Genomic DNA, 16,399 nt, shown 5'->3' with positions numbered 1-16,399 from the left:
CCGTTTTATTTAATTCCGCATCCTTCTTGCTATCTATGGATTTTTTTGCCTCACTGGAGCATATCCGCACGCTTGACGAACTGATCCTCCAGGGCGGCTATTTCCTGCTTTTTGCCATCGTTTTCGCCGAAACCGGGCTGTTTGCGGGGTTCTTTCTGCCCGGAGACTCGCTGCTGCTCACTGCAGGGCTTATCGCCGCGTCGGGCAAACTCGACATCGTTGCCGTTATCGCGACGCTGAGCTGCGCATCCGTGCTTGGCGATACGACCGGGTATCTCATAGGAAGGCAGTTGCAGAAAAGTCTGTTTTCAAAGAAGGAGACGATTTTTTTCCACCGCGAGCATCTGAAGAAAACCGAAGCGTTCTATGAAAAGCATGGAGCGAAAACCGTTTTTCTCGCCCGGTTCGTACCGGTGGTACGCAGTTTTGCCGCAACGCTCGCGGGCGTCGCCGGCATGCCTTACCGGGTTTTTTTCTTTTACAGCGTAAGCGGCGCCGTGCTCTGGGTGCTTTGTTTCACGCTGACCGGTTATTATATAGCTACTCTGTTCCCTGAGGTGGTCGGCTATCTGCATGTGGTGATCATGGCCGGCATCGTGCTGATCGTCATCAGCGCCATCAGACACCTCAGACCCGGAAAACATTCATGAACCTACTCTCCCTGTGATGTATGACTGAATCCTTACATACCGATGTTCTGGTGATCGGCAGCGGCATCGGCGGCCTCTATTTCGCCATCAATATGGCCGAACATGCAAAGGTTACCATCATTACCAAAAAAGAAAGTTCGACGTCGAACACCAACTGGGCTCAAGGAGGCATAGCGGCCACAATCGACAGCGGCGATTCGGCCGAACTGCATATTGCCGATACGCTCAATGCCGGCGCCGGACTCTGCAACCGCGACATGGTTGCCATAATGGTGAATGAGGGCCCGGAGCATATCCGGCGCCTTATCGAACTCGGGGTGCGGTTCACCACGTCCGATCACGACCATCTGCATCTCGGCAAGGAGGGAGGGCATTCGCGCAGCAGGATCGTGCATGCGCACGATTTCACCGGGCGCGAGGTGGAGTCGGCCCTGCTCGACCAGGTGAACAGTCATCCGAACATCACCCTGCTGGAACACCATTTCGCCATCGAACTGCTGACGGAACACCATCTGGGCATCAAAACCAACGATATTACCTGTTACGGCGCCTACGTGCTCGATTCGAGGCAGCGCAAGCCGAAAAAAATCATGGCCAGGGTTACCCTGGTGGCTTCGGGAGGGCTCGGCCATGTGTACAAGCATACCACCAACCCGGATATCGCTACCGGCGATGGTATCGCCATGGCTTACCGGGCCGGTGCGGAGATCGCCAATATGGAGTTCATCCAGTTCCACCCGACATCGCTCTATCACCCGAAAGCCAAATCGTTCCTGATTTCAGAGGCGGTCAGAGGGTTCGGCGGCATCCTGAAGCTGAAGAACGGCCAGGAGTTCATGCACAAGTACGACAAGCGACAGAACCTGGCGCCGAGGGACATCGTGGCAAGGGCCATCGACTCGGAGATCAAGAAGTCCGGCGAAGAGTGCGTCTTTCTCGATGTTACCCATATCGACGCGGCCAAAACAAGGGAGCACTTCCCCACCATCTACGAAACCTGCCTGAAGTACGGTATCGATATAACCAGAGAGATGATACCGGTCGTTCCGGCCGCGCACTATTCCTGCGGAGGCATCCGTACGGACGATATGGGCAGGACGACGCTGAACCGTCTGTACGCCTGCGGCGAATCGAGCTGTACGGGCGTGCATGGCGCAAACAGGCTGGCCAGCAATTCGCTGCTCGAAGCCCTCGTTTTCGCATGGCGCTCCTATGAGGATATCTGCCACCAGCTCCCTCTGCTGCAGAACGATACCAGGTTTCCCGACTGGGACGACAGCGGAACGGTCAATCCCGAAGAGTGGATTCTGGTGTCGCACAACAAGCGCGAGGCCCAGGAGGTGATGAACGACTATGTCGGCATCGTGCGCAGCGACCTGCGCCTGCAGCGGGCAAAACGCAGGATCGATTTCCTGAAGGATGAAACCGAGGCTTACTACAAGAGAACCAAGATCACCACCCAGATCCTCGAATTGCGCAACATGATCAAGGTGGCAAACCTGATCATCGAAAGCGCCATCAAGCGCCGCGAATCCAGAGGCCTGCACTACACCACCGACTACCCGGAACGCGACGACAAGCATTTTCTTATCGATACGGTACTGCGGTCGTTCTGAAAAGAGGAGCAGGGATTGAAGAGGAAGAGTTGCCCACGGATTAGCACGGATTGGCACGGATTATTGGGTTACGCTCTATGTGTTACACTTTCTTGCTATTGAGCTTTCGAGCTGTCTCGCTATCCGCCATGAAGAAGAAGATCGCGGTTCCCGCTTATTGAATGCGGATTTTCACGGATGGAAGAGTGTGGGATGTGAGTCGCACGCAGCAGCAAGGGACGTTGTTTTGCAGCTCAAGTTGCATTCAAGCATGGGACTTATGGGACCTATGCGACGTATGGGACTTATCGAAGTCGGGAAGACTGTTTTCCGGGGGGGTAGTAGGGGACGTTGTTTTGCAGCTCAACTTATCAATTATCAATTAATCTTCTCCTGCCAGTCTCTGGCGTAGCGGAAGTCTATGCCGGGGGTTCGGCTTGAGATTTTGGCTATGACGGGCATCATTCTTTTGTATTGGTTGCGGACGACCATGGCTCGGACGCGGTCGTAGAATGCGGGGGAAATGCCTTCGCGGAGAATGGTCTGGCGGTCCATCCTTTTTTCGAGCATCATGTAGAGCAGGCAGTCAACTTCTTCGTAGGAGAATCCGAGGTCGGCTTCGTCGCTCTGCCCTTCCCAGAGATCGGCGGACGGGGATTTGGAAAGGAGCGGTTCGGGAATGTCGAGGTGGCGGGCAAGACCCCGCAGCTGGGTTTTGTAGAGGTCTCCAACCGGGTTTACCGCTGATGCCATGTCGCCGAAGAGGGTGCCGTAGCCGAGCAACAGCTCGGTTTTGTTGCTCGTTCCGATGACGAGGCTCCTGTCACGGGCGGAGATGTCGTAGAGATAGACCATCCTGGTACGCGACATGATGTTGCCCCTCCTGAGCCTTTCTTCCAGGGGTATAGTGCCGATAAAGGCATCGACCGCGGATGAAATGTCGATGGTCTGGGATCGGATGCCGAGTTTGTCGACGAGCAGCCGGGCATGTTCGACGCTTTCGGGACTGCTCGACCGATAGGGCATGAGCAGGGCGAGCACATGAGAGGGGCCGAAGGCCCTGGCGGCCAGCTCGCAGACCACGGCGGAGTCGATGCCGCCGGAGAGCCCGACGACTACGGAGTGGAAGCCGAATTTGCGGATTTCGTCAAGAAGAAACGACTTGAGCAGCTCTTCAACGATTTCGTAGTCGAGATGCAGTTCTTCAGGCTTCATCATACATGCAGCGTATCGATTAAACGGATTATACCTCTTTCGACAATGAACAGGGCGATACTCACGCCGACAAGCAGGAGCGAGGCATTTGCCTGTGGGGCCCGGAGAGGCAGCGGATTGCGTTCGAACAGCTCGTTCATGCCGTCGATGAGGATGACAACGGCATACACGGCCGCAACGGCGGCGAAAAGCCAGCTCCATTCGCCGAGAAAGTAAAAGGGTTCGACGAGCCAGAGGGGAGTAAGGGAAAAGGCTGCCAGCGCTGCTGCATCTGTATCGGAAGCGGTGGCCCGACCGCTGTCGAGGAGGCGAAACATGCCGCCGGTTACGAGGTAGAGCGCCGCGATATCGAGCATGAAGGTGGCAAGCGCGGCATACATGGCAAGACGGGGCGTGCCGACGAGCGGAAACTTCACGAGCTGAACCATGGCGATGACCGGCAGGACGTAATCTTTCTGAAGATTTTGTTCAGCGGAGCTTCCGGCGGTGAAAAAATCCTGCCAGAATTTCCGGCGGGAAAAAAGAACCGCCGCTATGGATAAAAAAAGCTTTTTTATGTCCATCTGCGTTATCTCCGGAGCCATCGTTCGGGGTTCTGCTTGACAGTCCCTTTCCATATCTCGAAATGAACGACCGAACCTCCTTCGGGCATTTTTCCTGAAACGCCGATGAGCTGCTGCGATTTGATGATGTCGTTTTTCGTCACGTTCAGGGATCCGAGATTGGCGTAGACAGTCAGAAAGGAGTCCGGGTGCCTGACGATCACGATATTTCCGAAAGTCGGAAGATATGCTATCTGCACGACTTTTCCGCCCGATACCGCACGTACGGGAGTGCCGACGGGCACAGATATATCAATGCCGTTGTTGGTCGAAACGATTTTGAGGTCGCTGTCTTCGGTAGTACCGAACTTTCTCGACACGACGCCTCCCCTGACCGGCCAGGGCAGCGCTCCGTATGCCTTGTTGAAATCGGCGGAAACACGTTCGATATCTCTGGATGAGTAGTCGGGAACGACGGTCGGAGTCTGTTTCGATGCGTATTGCTTCGGAGCCGTTTTTGCCGCCGAAGCGGGCGTTTTCGGAGCGGAAGAGGCGGATGGAGTCTGGGTCACAGTGCCGGCGGCAAGCTTCTGCTGTTCGAGACGCTCAGCTTCGAGACGCTCAGCTTCCGCCTTTCTGCGTTCTTCGAGCAATCGCTGCTGCCGGGCTTCCTCGGCTGCCACTGCCTTCTGCTCGGCGAGTACGAGATTCTGTATTTTCGACTGGATCTGCTGCCGCTGCTTTTTTGCCGTGTCCAACTGGGCGGCGTACTGCTGTTTGTCTTTTTTGAGCTTCACGAGCGCAAGCTCCTTTTCTTTGCGCGTCCGGGCATAGCTCTCCAGATGCTGCTCCTGCTCTTTGAGCACCGCGGCTTTTTGCCTGAATCGCTTCTTGAGCGTCGCCTGGTTATTTTCGAGCTCGGCGGCATTTTTCCTCAGTTTTTCGACATTGCCGCTTACCGCCCTTGAAAAAAATCCGATGTATTGGGCCCTTGCCAGCGCTTCGTTGACCGATCCGGACGAGAAAAGATGTTCGGCTTCCCGGTTGCGTCCGTATTTGTAGACAGATATGGCGGTTCTGCGGAAATCGCCGGTCAGCCGCGCATGCTTTTTCCGGTTCGCTCCGATTTCGCTGCCGAGGCTGTCTATATCATCGTCGAGCTCGGAAAGGTAGCTCTGGTTTTCTGCGATCAGCTTCTCGGTAACGAGTATCTGGCGTCGGATGTTTTCGAGAGTGGCGAGCGATCGCTTTTCCTTGCTGGCCGTCGCGTTGAGCTTCGACTGGTATGTGCGCAACTCCTTCTGGAGCTTTTTCAGGGTCGCCTCGATCGCCTGGCGCTCTTTTTTTATTTGCCGGATCTCGTTGTTGGTGACCGGAGAGGATAGAACCGGAACAGATGAAACAACGAACGGAAGAAAGAAAAGCAGGAAAAAGAAAATCCTGCGGAATCTGCGAACGGTCTCTGGATGGTATTGTGCGCTCATGATGGACATAACACGTCTTCAGGCAGTGAAAAAGAAGCAAGTATCTGTTCGATCCGATTGACAAGAGGTAACCTACAAAAAGTTATTACGCGCCCAAATTGCCCGGGTTGGCCGGTGACTTTTCAGAGGTTCCCAAAAGTTCATACGAAAGGTTAATCATAAATTTTTTCATCCGAAAAAAGGGCGGGATGTTTTTTTTCTGTTTTTTCTGGATCGAAATCAGTAAATATGGGTTTTTTCACGACTCAGGATCACCATGGACAAGCTTGTCATTCGAGGCGGAAACCGTCTGTCCGGGCGGGTTACCGCTTCCGGATCGAAAAACTCTTCACTGCCCGTCATTGCGGCGACGCTGCTCGTCGGCGAAGGCCGGTTCACGCTGCACAGGATACCCGACCTGCAGGATATCCGCACGTTCACCGGTCTGCTCGATCACCTCGGAACTGAAACGTCGTTTTCAGGCAATACCCTCACGGTGGCTGCGGGAAATGTCGAAAGCATTCTGGCGCCTTACGAGCTTGTCAAGAAAATGCGTGCGTCCATCTACGTGCTCGGACCGCTGCTCGCAAGATTCGGCGAGGCAAGGGTGTCGCTGCCGGGCGGCTGCGCGTTCGGGCCCAGACCGATCGATCTGCACCTGATGGCCATGGAGAAACTCGGTGCCGAGATCACCATCGAAACCGGTTTCATCAGGGCGAAAGCGAAAAAAGGAAAACTGCAGGGCGGACATATCGACTTTCCGATCTCGTCTGTAGGCGCTACAGGAAACGCCCTGATGGCGGCCGTTCTGGCCGAAGGAACCACGACGCTTGTCAATGCCGCGGCCGAACCTGAGATCGAAACCCTTTGCCGGTTCCTTTCGGCAATGGGAGCACGCATAGAGGGAACAGGAACGACGGAACTGCGGATAGAGGGCGTCGACAGGCTGAAAGCTGTTGAATTCACCAATGTGTTCGACAGGATCGAGGCCGGTACCCTGCTTGCAGCCGCAGCCATAACAAAAGGAAGCATCACTCTGGACGGCGTGGAACCGCTGCAGCTCCGATCGGTGCTGAAAAAGTTTTCTCTTGCTGGCTGCGTTGTCACCCATTCCGACCAGAGCGTCACGCTCGAAAGCCCGGAAACGCTTATGGCCACAAGTATTACGGCAAAACCGTACCCTTCGTTCCCGACAGACATGCAGGCGCAGTGGACCGCCCTCATGACCCAGGCCGAGGGGGTCAGCAGGATTACCGACAAGGTCTATCACGAACGGTTCAACCATATTCCCGAGCTCAACCGCCTCGGTGCTCATATCGACATCGTCAGGAATCAGGCTGTCGTGCACGGACCGCGGAAACTTTCGGGCACGAAAGTGATGTCCACAGACCTGAGAGCGTCAGCATGTCTGGTGCTTGCCGGGCTTGTTGCCGAGGGCGTTACAGAAGTGCTTCGGGTCTATCACCTTGACCGGGGCTACGAAAAAATCGAAGAGAAACTCTCCGGGCTCGGAGCGGAGATATCGAGAGAGAAGTACCAGGAGTTCATCTGAAAAAAAAGATCCGGAAAGATGAATATTGTTTTGCTATTTTTCTTTGAAGAGTTATATTAACAGCCTCTAAAGCGAAGGTTTGAGGGCCCTTAGCTCAGTTGGTCAGAGCAAGCGACTCATAATCGCTGGGTCGTAGGTTCAAGTCCTACAGGGCCCACTCCTGATCGATGTCGGGTTTGCTTTGGAGTACAGTATCATGGCGTGTTCGTCTAGTGGCCCAGGACATCGCCCTCTCAAGGCGAAGATCACGGGTTCGAATCCCGTACACGCTACACTGTTGCACCCGTAGCTCAACTGGATAGAGCATCTGACTACGGATCAGAAGGTTAGGGGTTCGAATCCTCTCGGGTGTACCATACTTGCCACAGGACAGCATAACCGCACCTCAGTTCATGTCCGAGACACTTTTCCTGTTTCTTCCGGTTCCGTTTTTTTTTCTCCTTGGCCTGCTGCTCGGGAGAATCGGGGTTATCGACGATAATGCCGTTTCATTCCTTTTCCGCTTTGTCGCCCTCGTCAGCCTTCCGGCCCTTACGCTCTCCGTTTTTCCTTATATCACGCTGAGCTCCGGAATGATCCGGCTGCCGCTGGCAGCTCTGGCGGTGAGCGCATTCATGTTTGTCTGCTCGGTGACTGCTGCATCTCTGCTGCGTCCCGGCGAGCCGGTGCGAGCCTCCTTTACCATGGGAATCGTTGCTGCCAATACAGCATTCGTCCTGCCTTTCGTCAAGCCGTTTTTCGGCAACGAAGGAATCGCGGCGTTCCTGCTGTTCCATGGCGGATCCCTGCTTTCCCTGCTGGCACTGACTCGCTTTGCATGGCGCAAGACGACGTTCTCCGCTTCGACACAGCAGCATGAACCGGCGCATAAGACGATGCTCTGGGCGCTGGCCTGCGGGCTGGCGATGAATATTGCAGACTTCAGGTTCGAACCGGTTGTGGCCGTAGCCCTGCACGATACCGCTCAATTGGCCATTCCGCTGCTCCTGCTTGCTTCCGGCGCTTCGCTGAGAGTGACTCCGGCAGAAAAGAGGGTGCTCTTCTCCGGGTTCTTGATACGGCTGGCGGCCGGCGCGGCTGCGGGATATGCTGCGGCTGCAGTTTGCGGCCTTCAGGAGATGGAGAAAAACGTCGCCATCCTCTGTGCAGCGGCTCCGGCAGGAACGTTCCGTTCCTCTGCCCTGCAAAAGGAGCGTGCCGCAACGGATTTTTCCGCAGCGCTCGCATCGGCTACCATGATCGGAAGCCTGATACTTCTCCCTCTTTTGCTGCTCTCCCTGTAGGGGATCTCTCATACAGGCACCAGTGGGGACCCTTATGGGGTACTGATGGCAAAACCGGGATTTTTTCTTTTCAGGAGCAAGAAAAGTGTTGTATTCAATATTTTTTTACTATATTCATGACTCTTATTGAGGAGTGGCCAAATTGGTAAGGCTCCTGATTCTGGATCAGGCAATTCCAGGTTCGAGTCCTGGCTCCTCAGCAGTCGATAAGGCCCTGTAACAGATTGTGTTATGGGGCTTTTTCTTTTGATCCATTCGCAATCCCTTCCCCTGAAAATCTTTTTATCATTGCCTGCAAGCGCTTGCAATAAAGGATATCTGGCATGAAAATCACATTATGATTGATGACTGACTCTGCATAACAATGCGCTCTGCCCAACACGACTCATCTGAAAATTATTTATTTATATTTTTCGTATATTGTGAGGTCGTATGCCCAGATCTCCTGAAGTAAACACAAACTATATCTTATTCAAATTCAAATATTTAAGTAAATGAACGGATTGCATTTAGACCGGGGTATAGATATAGGTCTCGATTTAGGAACGGTAAACACCCTGATCTATCAACGAGGAAAGGGGCTGATCGTAAATGAGCCTTCGATTTTAGCCTGTGAAGCCCGTTCAAACAAAATTCTCGAGGTCGGGCGCGACGCCTTGATCATGCATGAAAAACTACATCCCGGTATAATTACCATCAGACCAGTCAAAAAAGGTGTTATTGCCGATTACGAATGCACGGTGAAAATGATAAAAGTGCTGCTCGACAGGTTTAAAACAAAATTTTACTGGAGCATTCGTCGTATGGTTATCAGTATTCCTATGGGAATAACTGAAGTAGAAAAAAGGGCTGTCTATGATGCAGCAGAACATATTGGAGCAAAAGAAATCTATCTTGTAGCCGAACCTATTGCCGCTGCGATCGGTATCGGACTGAACCCTTTTGAACCGGTTGGCAATATGATTGTCAATATAGGAGCCGGAACTACTGAAATAGCGGTCATATGCCTTGGAGGTATTGCATCCGGCGAATCGTTACCTATTGCCGGCACTGAATTGGATGACACAATCAATCGTTACATCCGGGATAACAGAAATCTGGCAATCAGCGACTATGTCATTGAAACAATAAAAAAGACTCTCAGTTCAGCCCTGAGGCTTGAACAGGAACTGTCAATGACCGTCAGTGGCTTAAACATCGAAACAGGGCTTCCGGATACCATTGAAATTGACTCGGAAACAATCAGAAAAGTGATAGCAACTCCCTTGAATCAAATAATTGTTTCCATCAGAAAGAACATCGAAGCTCTCTCTCCGAAACCTGACATTGCTGTCGATATTCTTAAAAGAGGAATTTATCTTACAGGCGGCGGAGCTTTGATTAAAGACTTTAATAAAAAAATTGCCGCCGATACAACAATACCCGTCAATATGGTTGAAAATCCCCTTACCCCTGTAATCATGGGGATTGGCACCATTATTGAAGACCTGTCATTGTACAGACCTCTTCTCAGCACCAACAAGAATAAAAATCCATTCTTTTCAGGCAAAAATCAGGATACGGAATCGGGGACATCTCAACAGACTATCGAGAATAATCAAAGCATCAACAATGACAATGATTTATGATAATCCGACGATGACCTTATATAACAACATCTGTTACCTGACCGTCTGTGTCGTCGGACGTCGTTAAAGATGTTTTAATATCAGAAACGGTTTTTTCGGGGCATCAGGGTTACATTATCATTATCCTGAACGCCCAGGAAAACAATATACCTGTATTATCTTCAGCATGTCCGATACGTATATTTTGAGAGCTTGTGATTTTCCGATGCCGATGTTCAATACATGATCCGATTCGCTGATACTGCCTGCCTTCCAATAATAATTCGATCCTCCATCTGTTTTCGTATGGATCGGCAATCTCCTTCGGAGAAGGATCATGGTTGCTTGCCGAAAACAGATATCTTTTCTCAAGCCCTCTTTTTGCGCTGTCATCGTCCGGATTGCTTCGGTCAATAATGCCGCGGATGCATGGGTTGATAGCGATTGTTCTGCATGAGAAGATTGCGGCTCAAACCGGCTCTTGTGCAGAACCGTTCTCTCTCTCTCTCTCTGCGGAAAGATCAGCACCGGCTTTTCCGGGCAGCAGCATGTTATCACGCGGCGTATGGACTTCTCTCAGACTCGGTTTCGGATAACAGGCCAGGCGCGAGGATATTTGCCGGACACGCTCAGGACATGTTCGGCAGCCCTGTTTTTTGCGGAAATCAAGAAACGGGCGGATACAAATGGGCTTCAGGGAAAAAGAGACTGAGCGGCGTCCTGCCGGGAGCAGGAAAAAAAAGGAAGGCAGTGCGCAAACACTGCCTTCCCGGTCAAAGCGGTAGAAAAAACCGGCTTATTTTGCTGGTGCAGCTGCAGGTGCTTCTGCAGGTGCTTCTTCTGCTGCAGGAGCTGCTTCTTCTGCTGCGGGAGCTGCTTCTTCTGCTGCAGGTGCTGCTTCCTCTGCTGCAGGTGCTGCCTCTTCGGTAGCAGGTGCTTCGGCAGGTGCAGGAGCTTCAGTTTTAGCACAGCCTACGAAGGATACTGAGCTCAGGAGAAAGAGGAAAATGAAAAGTTTTTTCATTGCTCGATTGTTGTTTTTGTTGTTTTGATAATTAACAGCTTCTTCAGCTTTCCAATATTAAAAAAAAACAGCGACTTTTCAAAAGCCCACTGCATGGCTGAATATGCAAAATATTTCCATATTCAACCAGAATATTTTTTCAGTCGACGAGTACCTGCAGCTCCTCCTTTCCAAGCTGGTGGAAGTTGAGATAACGGTAGATTTCCTGTTCTTTGCCGCCGGAAAGCTGTTTACGCACCACTTCAAGGTACTCGTCCTTGTCAGGCAGGTGTCCGAGCAGTGCGGCTACGGCTGCGAGTTCAGCGGATCCGAGATAGACCTGGGCCCCTTTGCCCATGCGGTTATCGAAGTTTCTCGTGCTGGTCGAGAAGACAACCGCGTTGTCTGCCACACGCGCCTGGTTGCCCATGCAGAGCGAACATCCCGGAATTTCCATTCTCGCTCCTGCAGCCCCGAATACCGAGTAGTAGCCCTCTTCGATGAGCTTGTTCATATCCATCTTCGTGGGAGGCACTATCCAGAGCCTTGCGGATGCGACGCCCTTGTTGCGCAGCACTTCGCCAAGCGCGCGGAAATGACCTATATTGGTCATGCAGCTGCCGACAAAGACTTCGTCGATCTGTTTCGGCCGGCTTTCGTCGAGCAGCACTTCGCTGAGGGTCATGACGTCGTCGGGATCGTTCGGACATGCAAGCACCGGTTCCTTGATCGTGTTCAGGTCGATCTCGATGACTGCGGCGTATTCTGCGTCCGCGTCGGGCTGAAGCAGCACAGGGTTCGACAGCCACTCCCGCATCTTGCCGATTCTGCGGCGAAGGGTCTCGGGGTCGCCGTATCCCTCTTCGATCATCTGTTCGAGCAGCGTGACGTTCGAGCTGAGGTATTCGATGACCGGCTCTTTGTCGAGTCGTACGGTACATGCCGCAGCGCTGCGCTCGGCAGATGCGTCGCTGAGTTCGAAGGCCTGTTCGACTTTCAGTTGCGGCAGCCCTTCGATTTCGAGAATACGACCGGCGAAAATATTCTTTTTGCCTTTTTTCTCGACGGTAAGAAGGCCCTGTTTTATGGCGACGTAGGGAATGGCGTTGACGAGATCGCGAAGGGTGATGCCTTCCTGGAGTTCGCCCTTGAAGCGCACCAGCACGGATTCGGGCACGTTGAGCGGCATGGTGCCGGTGACGCCGGCAAATGCCACGAGCCCCGATCCGCCCGGGAAGGATATGCCGATCGGGAAACGGGTGTGCGAGTCGCCTCCTGTGCCGAGGGTATCGGGAAGCACCATGCGGTTCAGCCAGGTGTGGATGACGCCGTCGCCGGGACGGAGAGCGACGCCGCCGCGGCTCATGATGAAGTACGGCAGACTGCGGTGCAGCTTGATGTCGGAAGGTTTGGGATAGGCCGCGGTATGGCAGAAACTCTGCATGAAGAGATCTGCGCTGAAGCTCAGCGCGGCAAGCTCCTTGATTTCGTCGCGGGTCATGGCGCCGGTGGTATCCTGCGAACCGACGGTCAGCGTTTCGGGCTCCACATACATGCCTGGCCGCACGCCGGGAAGGCCGCAGGCCTTGCCGATCATTTTCTGGGCAAGGGTGTAGCCTTTGCCGCTGTCGGCTGGCTGTTCCGGAAGGGTGAAGATATCGGTTTCTCCGAGTCCGAGGACTTTGCGGGCCCTGGCGGTAAGAGTCCTGCCGATGATGAGCGGAATACGGCCGCCTGCCCGCATTTCATCGGCGAGGGTGTTGGGCGCGAGGTCGAAACGGGATATGATCTGGCCGTTTTTCTCGATCCTGCCTTCGTAGGGATAGAGATCGATGACGTCGCCCATCTCCATAGCGTTGACGTCCGCCTGGATCGGCAGCGCCCCGGAGTCTTCGGCGGTGTTGAAGAAAATGGGAGCGACGATGCCTCCGATGACAACGCCGGCTGTGCGCTTGTTCGGCACGGCCGGAATGTCTTCGCCGAGGTGCCACTGCACCGAGTTGATGCCGGATTTTCTGCTTGAACCGGTACCGACGACGTCGCCGACGTAGGCGAGCGGGTGACCTTTTTCCTTGAGTCGGGCGATGGTGCCGATCGGGTCGTCCATTTTGGAACCGAGCATGCAGAGCGCATGCAGCGGAATATCGCTGCGGGTGAATGCTTCGCTGGCCGGCGAGAGGTCGTCGGTGTTGGTTTCGCCGGGTACCTTGAAGACCGTGAGGGTCATTTTTTCGGGAAGTGCCGGCCGCGTGGTGAACCATTCGGCGTCTGCCCAGGACTGCAGCACCTCTTTTGCGAAGGCGTTGGTTGCGGCGAGTTCGGCAACGACATCGAATGAATCGTAGACAAGCAGAACGTTCCTGAGCATCAAGGCGGCTTCGGCTGCTACGGCGCTGTCGGCGTGGCCGAGGGCATCGACGAGCGGCTTGACGTTGTAGCCGCCGAGCATGGTGCCGAGAATCCTTACGGCTTCAACCGGAGTGATGACGTCACATGCCGATTCTCCCTTGATGACGGCGTCGAGAAATGCGGCCTTCTCGAATGCGGCATCGTCCACGCCCGGACTGATATGTTCGCAGAACAGTTTGAGCAGGTACTCTTTCTCCTCGGACTGCTGCTGAAGAAGGAGGATCAGCTCCCGGGCCTGATCGGCCGTCAGCGGCAGGGGCGGGATGCCCTGCTGGGCTCTCTCTTCGGTGTGCGCACGGTATTGGGTGACAAGACTCATTGGGTTCTCCAGGAAATTTTGTTGAAACGGTTGTGTATGGAAGGGAAAAAACGTTCTGCCTTTCCGAAAAGGCAAAAACATTATAATAGCACTCCTTTTTTTTAAAACAAAACGTTCGGAAAACACCAGAAAAAGCACTGACCGCACTTTCTTAAGCGAGTACGGGACATTTGCCGAACTATTTCAGGAAACCGGCTTCACCGGAGAACCCGATTCTGTTCGTCAGGGCAGTCATAATCCGGAACAATGCTTCGATGGAATACCGATGTTCACTGATTCGACGAAATGGCGCCGGGCCGGTTCAGCCGGTATGGAGTTCAGGTGGCGTCGGAGAGGATGCCCGGCCCCAAGAGCATGCTGTCGCCGTAACTGAGAAACCGGTAGTTCCGTTCGACAGCTTCGCCGTATGCCTGCATGAGGAGTTCCCTGCCGGCTAAAGCGGCGGTGAGCATGAGCACCGTGGAGCGCGGCGCATGGAAATTGGTAAGGAGCAGATCGATAACCCGAAAACGGTATCCGGGGTAGATGAAGATATCGGCTTCTCCGCTCATTGCCGCTCCGGAGTCGAGCCATCCCGGAAGGGAGGCCGCGTGTTCCAGGGTGCGGGTTACGGTGGTGCCTACGGCTACCACCCTGCCTCCTGCGGCTTTCGCGCGACGGATTGCCGCAATGGTCCCGGGCGGTATCTCATAGTATTCCCGGTGCATGACGTGCTGTTCGAAGCGTTCCGCACGAATGGGAAGAAAGGTGCCGAGCCCCACATGCAGGGTGAGCGAAGCTATTCCGACGCCTTTGGCTGAGAGTTCGTTCAAGAGGGCTCCGGTCATGTTGAGCGATGCGGTGGGTGCCGCAACGGAACCGGGATTGCGGGCGAAAACCGTCTGGTAGCGCTCGGCGTCGATCTCCTCGGCTTCCCGCTTGAGGTAGGGGGGAATGGGCACTGCGGCATATTGCTCGAAAAGCTGCCGCAACTGGCCGCCGTCTGGCAGGGAAATGCGGGCTACGCCCTCGCCGGACAGCTCTTCGACGAGCAGTTGGTGGCCGTGGGCTGTGAGCCGGCTGCCTTTTTTCAGTCGCCCCCGGTAGAGAACGAGGTCTTGTGCCTCGCCGTGTTTTTCAAGCAGCATCAGTTCGACCGATCCTCCGCCCTGTTTCGAGGCGTACATTCTTGCCCTGACCACGCGGCTGTCGTTGAGCAGAAGCAGGTCGCCTTCGCGGAGAAATGCCGAAAGGCCGGCATAGCGGTTGTGCAGAATGGTCCCGCTCCGGGTATCGAGCACGAGAAGCCTTGTCGATCCGCGTTCAGCCGGAGGGTAGCGGGCGATCGCCCCCTCCGGAAGCTCGTAATCGTAGTCGCTGACGTTCATGGATGCCGGAGCCTCTCCCTTACAGCTTCGGCATGCGCCTGCAGCCCCTCGTGGTCGGCGAAGGATGCTATTTTTTCGCCGCATGAGAGCAGCTTTTGTTTCGAATAGGAGATGATCGAGGTGTGCTTGATGAAGTCGCGTACCGAAAGCGGCGAGAAGAACCGGGCGGTGCCGTTCGTCGGCAGCGTGTGGTTCGGGCCGGCAAAGTAGTCGCCGACGGTTTCGCAGGAGTAGCGCCCCATGAAGACGGCACCTGCGTGACGGATGGAGGCAAGCAGCTGCCAGGGGTCGCTCACGTGCAGTTCGAGGTGTTCGGGAGCGATCGAGTCGGATACCCGGCAGGCCTCTTCGATGGAACCGGTGATGACGATGGCGCCGTTGCTTTCGAGCGCCGCGGCGATGACATCCTTGCGGATCATACCGTCGATGTGGATCAGGGCGGCTTCCCTTACCGCCTGCGCGAGCTGTTCGGAAGGGGTGATGAGCACCGCGGATGCGTCGGGGTCGTGTTCGGCCTGAGCGAACATGTCGAGCACGATAAAATCGGGATTGGCCGACTCGTCGGCGATGACGACCACTTCGGAGGGGCCTGCGATGCTGTCGATCGCTACGTGGCCGAATACCTGCTTTTTGGCGAGCGCCACGTATTTGTTGCCGGGCCCGGTGACGATATCAACCCTGGGTATGCTTTCCGTGCCGTAGGCGAAAGCCGCAACGGCCTGCGCTCCGCCGAGCTTGTATACCCGGTCTATGCCGGCAACGGCGGCGGCGGCGAGAATATGGCCGCTCACGTTGCCTTCGCTGTCGCAGGGCGTGGTCAGGAATATCTCGCGAACGCCGGCAACGACGGCGGGAGCCGCGTTCATGAGCAGGGACGAAGGGTAGGCGGCTTTTCCGCCGGGCACGTAGAGCATGGCCCGGTCCATGGGGGTTACGCGCTGACCGAGAATGACGCCTCCCTCCTCTTCGTAGAAAAAGCTTTTTTCAACCTCGTGCCGGTGAAACGCGGTGATGTTCCGGTAGGCCTCTTCGAGCACGGCGATGAATGCCGGATCGGCACGCTCATATGCCTCGCGGATTTCTTCGGGCGAAACCATGAAATCCTTCAGTCGCACGCCCTGAAACTGTTCGGTAAAGTCGAGGACGGCCCGGTCGCCGGCGGTCCTGACCGCATGGAGTATGTCATGAACGGCCTTTTCGACCGGAGGTTCGAAATCGATGCTTCGTTCGAGCTTCCTCCGGAGGGCTTCGCCGTCGGTGGCGTATCGGTAGATGTTCAACACTGTTTTGTCATGCGTTTGGTTCGGAATAAACCTTTTTCTGCGTCGTTTAATGTAGTGAATCGCGCCGTTTCGGGAAAAAAAACCGGAAGCATCGTCCGAAAGGATGCAATG

Annotated in this window: 12 protein-coding genes and 4 tRNA genes; 10 read left to right on the top strand and 6 right to left on the bottom strand. The window is 54.6% G+C overall.

Annotated features, from left to right (window positions below):
- Positions 1-35 precede the first annotated feature (35 nt).
- Together K4305_RS04490 and nadB are read left to right on the top strand one after the other, a co-directional pair.
- The gene (locus tag K4305_RS04490; protein WP_331561172.1) at positions 36-650 is read left to right on the top strand and encodes a DedA family protein; all 615 of its coding nucleotides are present in this window, start codon (positions 36-38) and stop codon (positions 648-650) included.
- Positions 651-670: 20 nt separating this feature from the next.
- Positions 671-2,266: an L-aspartate oxidase gene (gene nadB / locus K4305_RS04485; RefSeq protein ID WP_331561171.1), complete on the top strand. Its 1,596-nt coding sequence runs from the start codon at positions 671-673 to the stop codon at positions 2,264-2,266.
- A 357-nt stretch (positions 2,267-2,623) separates the two neighbouring features.
- On the opposite strand, the gene K4305_RS04480 is transcribed toward nadB, so the two are convergent.
- Genes K4305_RS04480 through K4305_RS04470 form a run of 3 tightly spaced genes read right to left on the bottom strand, consistent with a single transcriptional unit; the run spans position 2,624 to position 5,486 of the window.
- Complete coding sequence (locus K4305_RS04480; RefSeq protein ID WP_331561189.1) at positions 2,624-3,460, bottom strand: NAD+ synthase; 837 nt, start codon at positions 3,458-3,460, stop codon at positions 2,624-2,626.
- Entirely contained in the window at positions 3,460-4,023 is a 564-nt protein-coding gene (locus tag K4305_RS04475) for a hypothetical protein (RefSeq protein WP_331561170.1), read from the bottom strand. The genes K4305_RS04480 and K4305_RS04475 overlap by 1 nt, the downstream gene beginning before the upstream one ends.
- Positions 4,024-4,028: 5 nt before the next feature.
- On the bottom strand, positions 4,029-5,486 hold the full coding sequence (locus tag K4305_RS04470) for a murein hydrolase activator EnvC family protein (RefSeq protein ID WP_331561169.1): 1,458 nt from the start codon (positions 5,484-5,486) through the stop codon (positions 4,029-4,031).
- Between the two features lie 256 nt (positions 5,487-5,742).
- Between K4305_RS04470 and murA the strand changes: the two genes are divergently transcribed.
- The 8 genes from murA to K4305_RS04430 all read left to right on the top strand — a co-directional run bounded on the left by murA (position 5,743) and on the right by K4305_RS04430 (position 10,837).
- Entirely contained in the window at positions 5,743-7,017 is a 1,275-nt protein-coding gene (gene murA, locus K4305_RS04465) for a UDP-N-acetylglucosamine 1-carboxyvinyltransferase (RefSeq protein WP_331561168.1), read from the top strand.
- Between the two features lie 83 nt (positions 7,018-7,100).
- Positions 7,101-7,174: transfer RNA gene (locus K4305_RS04460), tRNA-Ile, on the top strand.
- A gap of 41 nt (positions 7,175-7,215) precedes the next feature.
- Positions 7,216-7,289: transfer RNA gene (locus tag K4305_RS04455), tRNA-Glu, on the top strand.
- A 7-nt stretch (positions 7,290-7,296) separates the two neighbouring features.
- A tRNA-Arg gene (locus K4305_RS04450) sits at positions 7,297-7,373 on the top strand.
- A gap of 36 nt (positions 7,374-7,409) precedes the next feature.
- A complete protein-coding gene (locus K4305_RS04445; RefSeq protein ID WP_331561167.1) occupies positions 7,410-8,300 on the top strand; it encodes a hypothetical protein in 891 nt (296 codons plus the stop codon).
- Positions 8,301-8,427: 127 nt separating this feature from the next.
- Positions 8,428-8,500 (top strand) — tRNA-Gln (locus tag K4305_RS04440).
- A gap of 294 nt (positions 8,501-8,794) precedes the next feature.
- Positions 8,795-9,928, top strand: a complete 1,134-nt coding sequence (locus K4305_RS04435) for a rod shape-determining protein (protein ID WP_331561166.1) — start codon at positions 8,795-8,797, stop codon at positions 9,926-9,928.
- Between the two features lie 432 nt (positions 9,929-10,360).
- A complete protein-coding gene (locus tag K4305_RS04430; protein ID WP_331561165.1) occupies positions 10,361-10,837 on the top strand; it encodes a hypothetical protein in 477 nt (158 codons plus the stop codon).
- A 233-nt stretch (positions 10,838-11,070) separates the two neighbouring features.
- Here the strand turns inward: K4305_RS04430 and acnB are convergent, their stop codons facing one another.
- The 3 genes from acnB to hisD all read right to left on the bottom strand — a co-directional run bounded on the left by acnB (position 11,071) and on the right by hisD (position 16,288).
- Positions 11,071-13,638, bottom strand: coding sequence for a bifunctional aconitate hydratase 2/2-methylisocitrate dehydratase (gene acnB / locus K4305_RS04425; RefSeq protein WP_331561164.1), 2,568 nt, complete (start codon positions 13,636-13,638; stop codon positions 11,071-11,073).
- A gap of 317 nt (positions 13,639-13,955) precedes the next feature.
- Entirely contained in the window at positions 13,956-15,005 is a 1,050-nt protein-coding gene (queA, locus tag K4305_RS04420; protein WP_331561163.1) for a tRNA preQ1(34) S-adenosylmethionine ribosyltransferase-isomerase QueA, read from the bottom strand.
- Complete coding sequence (hisD, locus tag K4305_RS04415) at positions 15,002-16,288, bottom strand: histidinol dehydrogenase (protein WP_331561162.1); 1,287 nt, start codon at positions 16,286-16,288, stop codon at positions 15,002-15,004. The genes queA and hisD overlap by 4 nt, the downstream gene beginning before the upstream one ends.
- Positions 16,289-16,399 lie beyond the last annotated feature (111 nt).

The organism is Chlorobium sp., from assembly GCF_036528655.1.
Lineage (GTDB): Bacteria > Bacteroidota > Chlorobiia > Chlorobiales > Chlorobiaceae > Chlorobium.
The sequence above is the reverse complement of the archived record's forward strand: the minus strand, read 5'-3'. Positions and strand labels throughout refer to the sequence as shown.

What these genes read in the sequence shown, in the direction of transcription:
- K4305_RS04490 (WP_331561172.1), top strand. Translation starts at nt 36, where the DNA reads ATGGATTTTTTTGCCTCACTGGAGCATATCCGCACGCTTGACGAACTG.
- nadB (WP_331561171.1), top strand. Translation starts at nt 671, where the DNA reads ATGACTGAATCCTTACATACCGATGTTCTGGTGATCGGCAGCGGCATC.
- K4305_RS04480 (WP_331561189.1), bottom strand. Translation starts at nt 3,460, where the DNA reads ATGAAGCCTGAAGAACTGCATCTCGACTACGAAATCGTTGAAGAGCTG.
- K4305_RS04475 (WP_331561170.1), bottom strand. Translation starts at nt 4,023, where the DNA reads ATGGACATAAAAAAGCTTTTTTTATCCATAGCGGCGGTTCTTTTTTCC.
- K4305_RS04470 (WP_331561169.1), bottom strand. Translation starts at nt 5,486, where the DNA reads ATGAGCGCACAATACCATCCAGAGACCGTTCGCAGATTCCGCAGGATT.
- murA (WP_331561168.1), top strand. Translation starts at nt 5,743, where the DNA reads ATGGACAAGCTTGTCATTCGAGGCGGAAACCGTCTGTCCGGGCGGGTT.
- K4305_RS04445 (WP_331561167.1), top strand. Translation starts at nt 7,410, where the DNA reads ATGTCCGAGACACTTTTCCTGTTTCTTCCGGTTCCGTTTTTTTTTCTC.
- K4305_RS04435 (WP_331561166.1), top strand. Translation starts at nt 8,795, where the DNA reads ATGAACGGATTGCATTTAGACCGGGGTATAGATATAGGTCTCGATTTA.
- K4305_RS04430 (WP_331561165.1), top strand. Translation starts at nt 10,361, where the DNA reads ATGAGAAGATTGCGGCTCAAACCGGCTCTTGTGCAGAACCGTTCTCTC.
- acnB (WP_331561164.1), bottom strand. Translation starts at nt 13,638, where the DNA reads ATGAGTCTTGTCACCCAATACCGTGCGCACACCGAAGAGAGAGCCCAG.
- queA (WP_331561163.1), bottom strand. Translation starts at nt 15,005, where the DNA reads ATGAACGTCAGCGACTACGATTACGAGCTTCCGGAGGGGGCGATCGCC.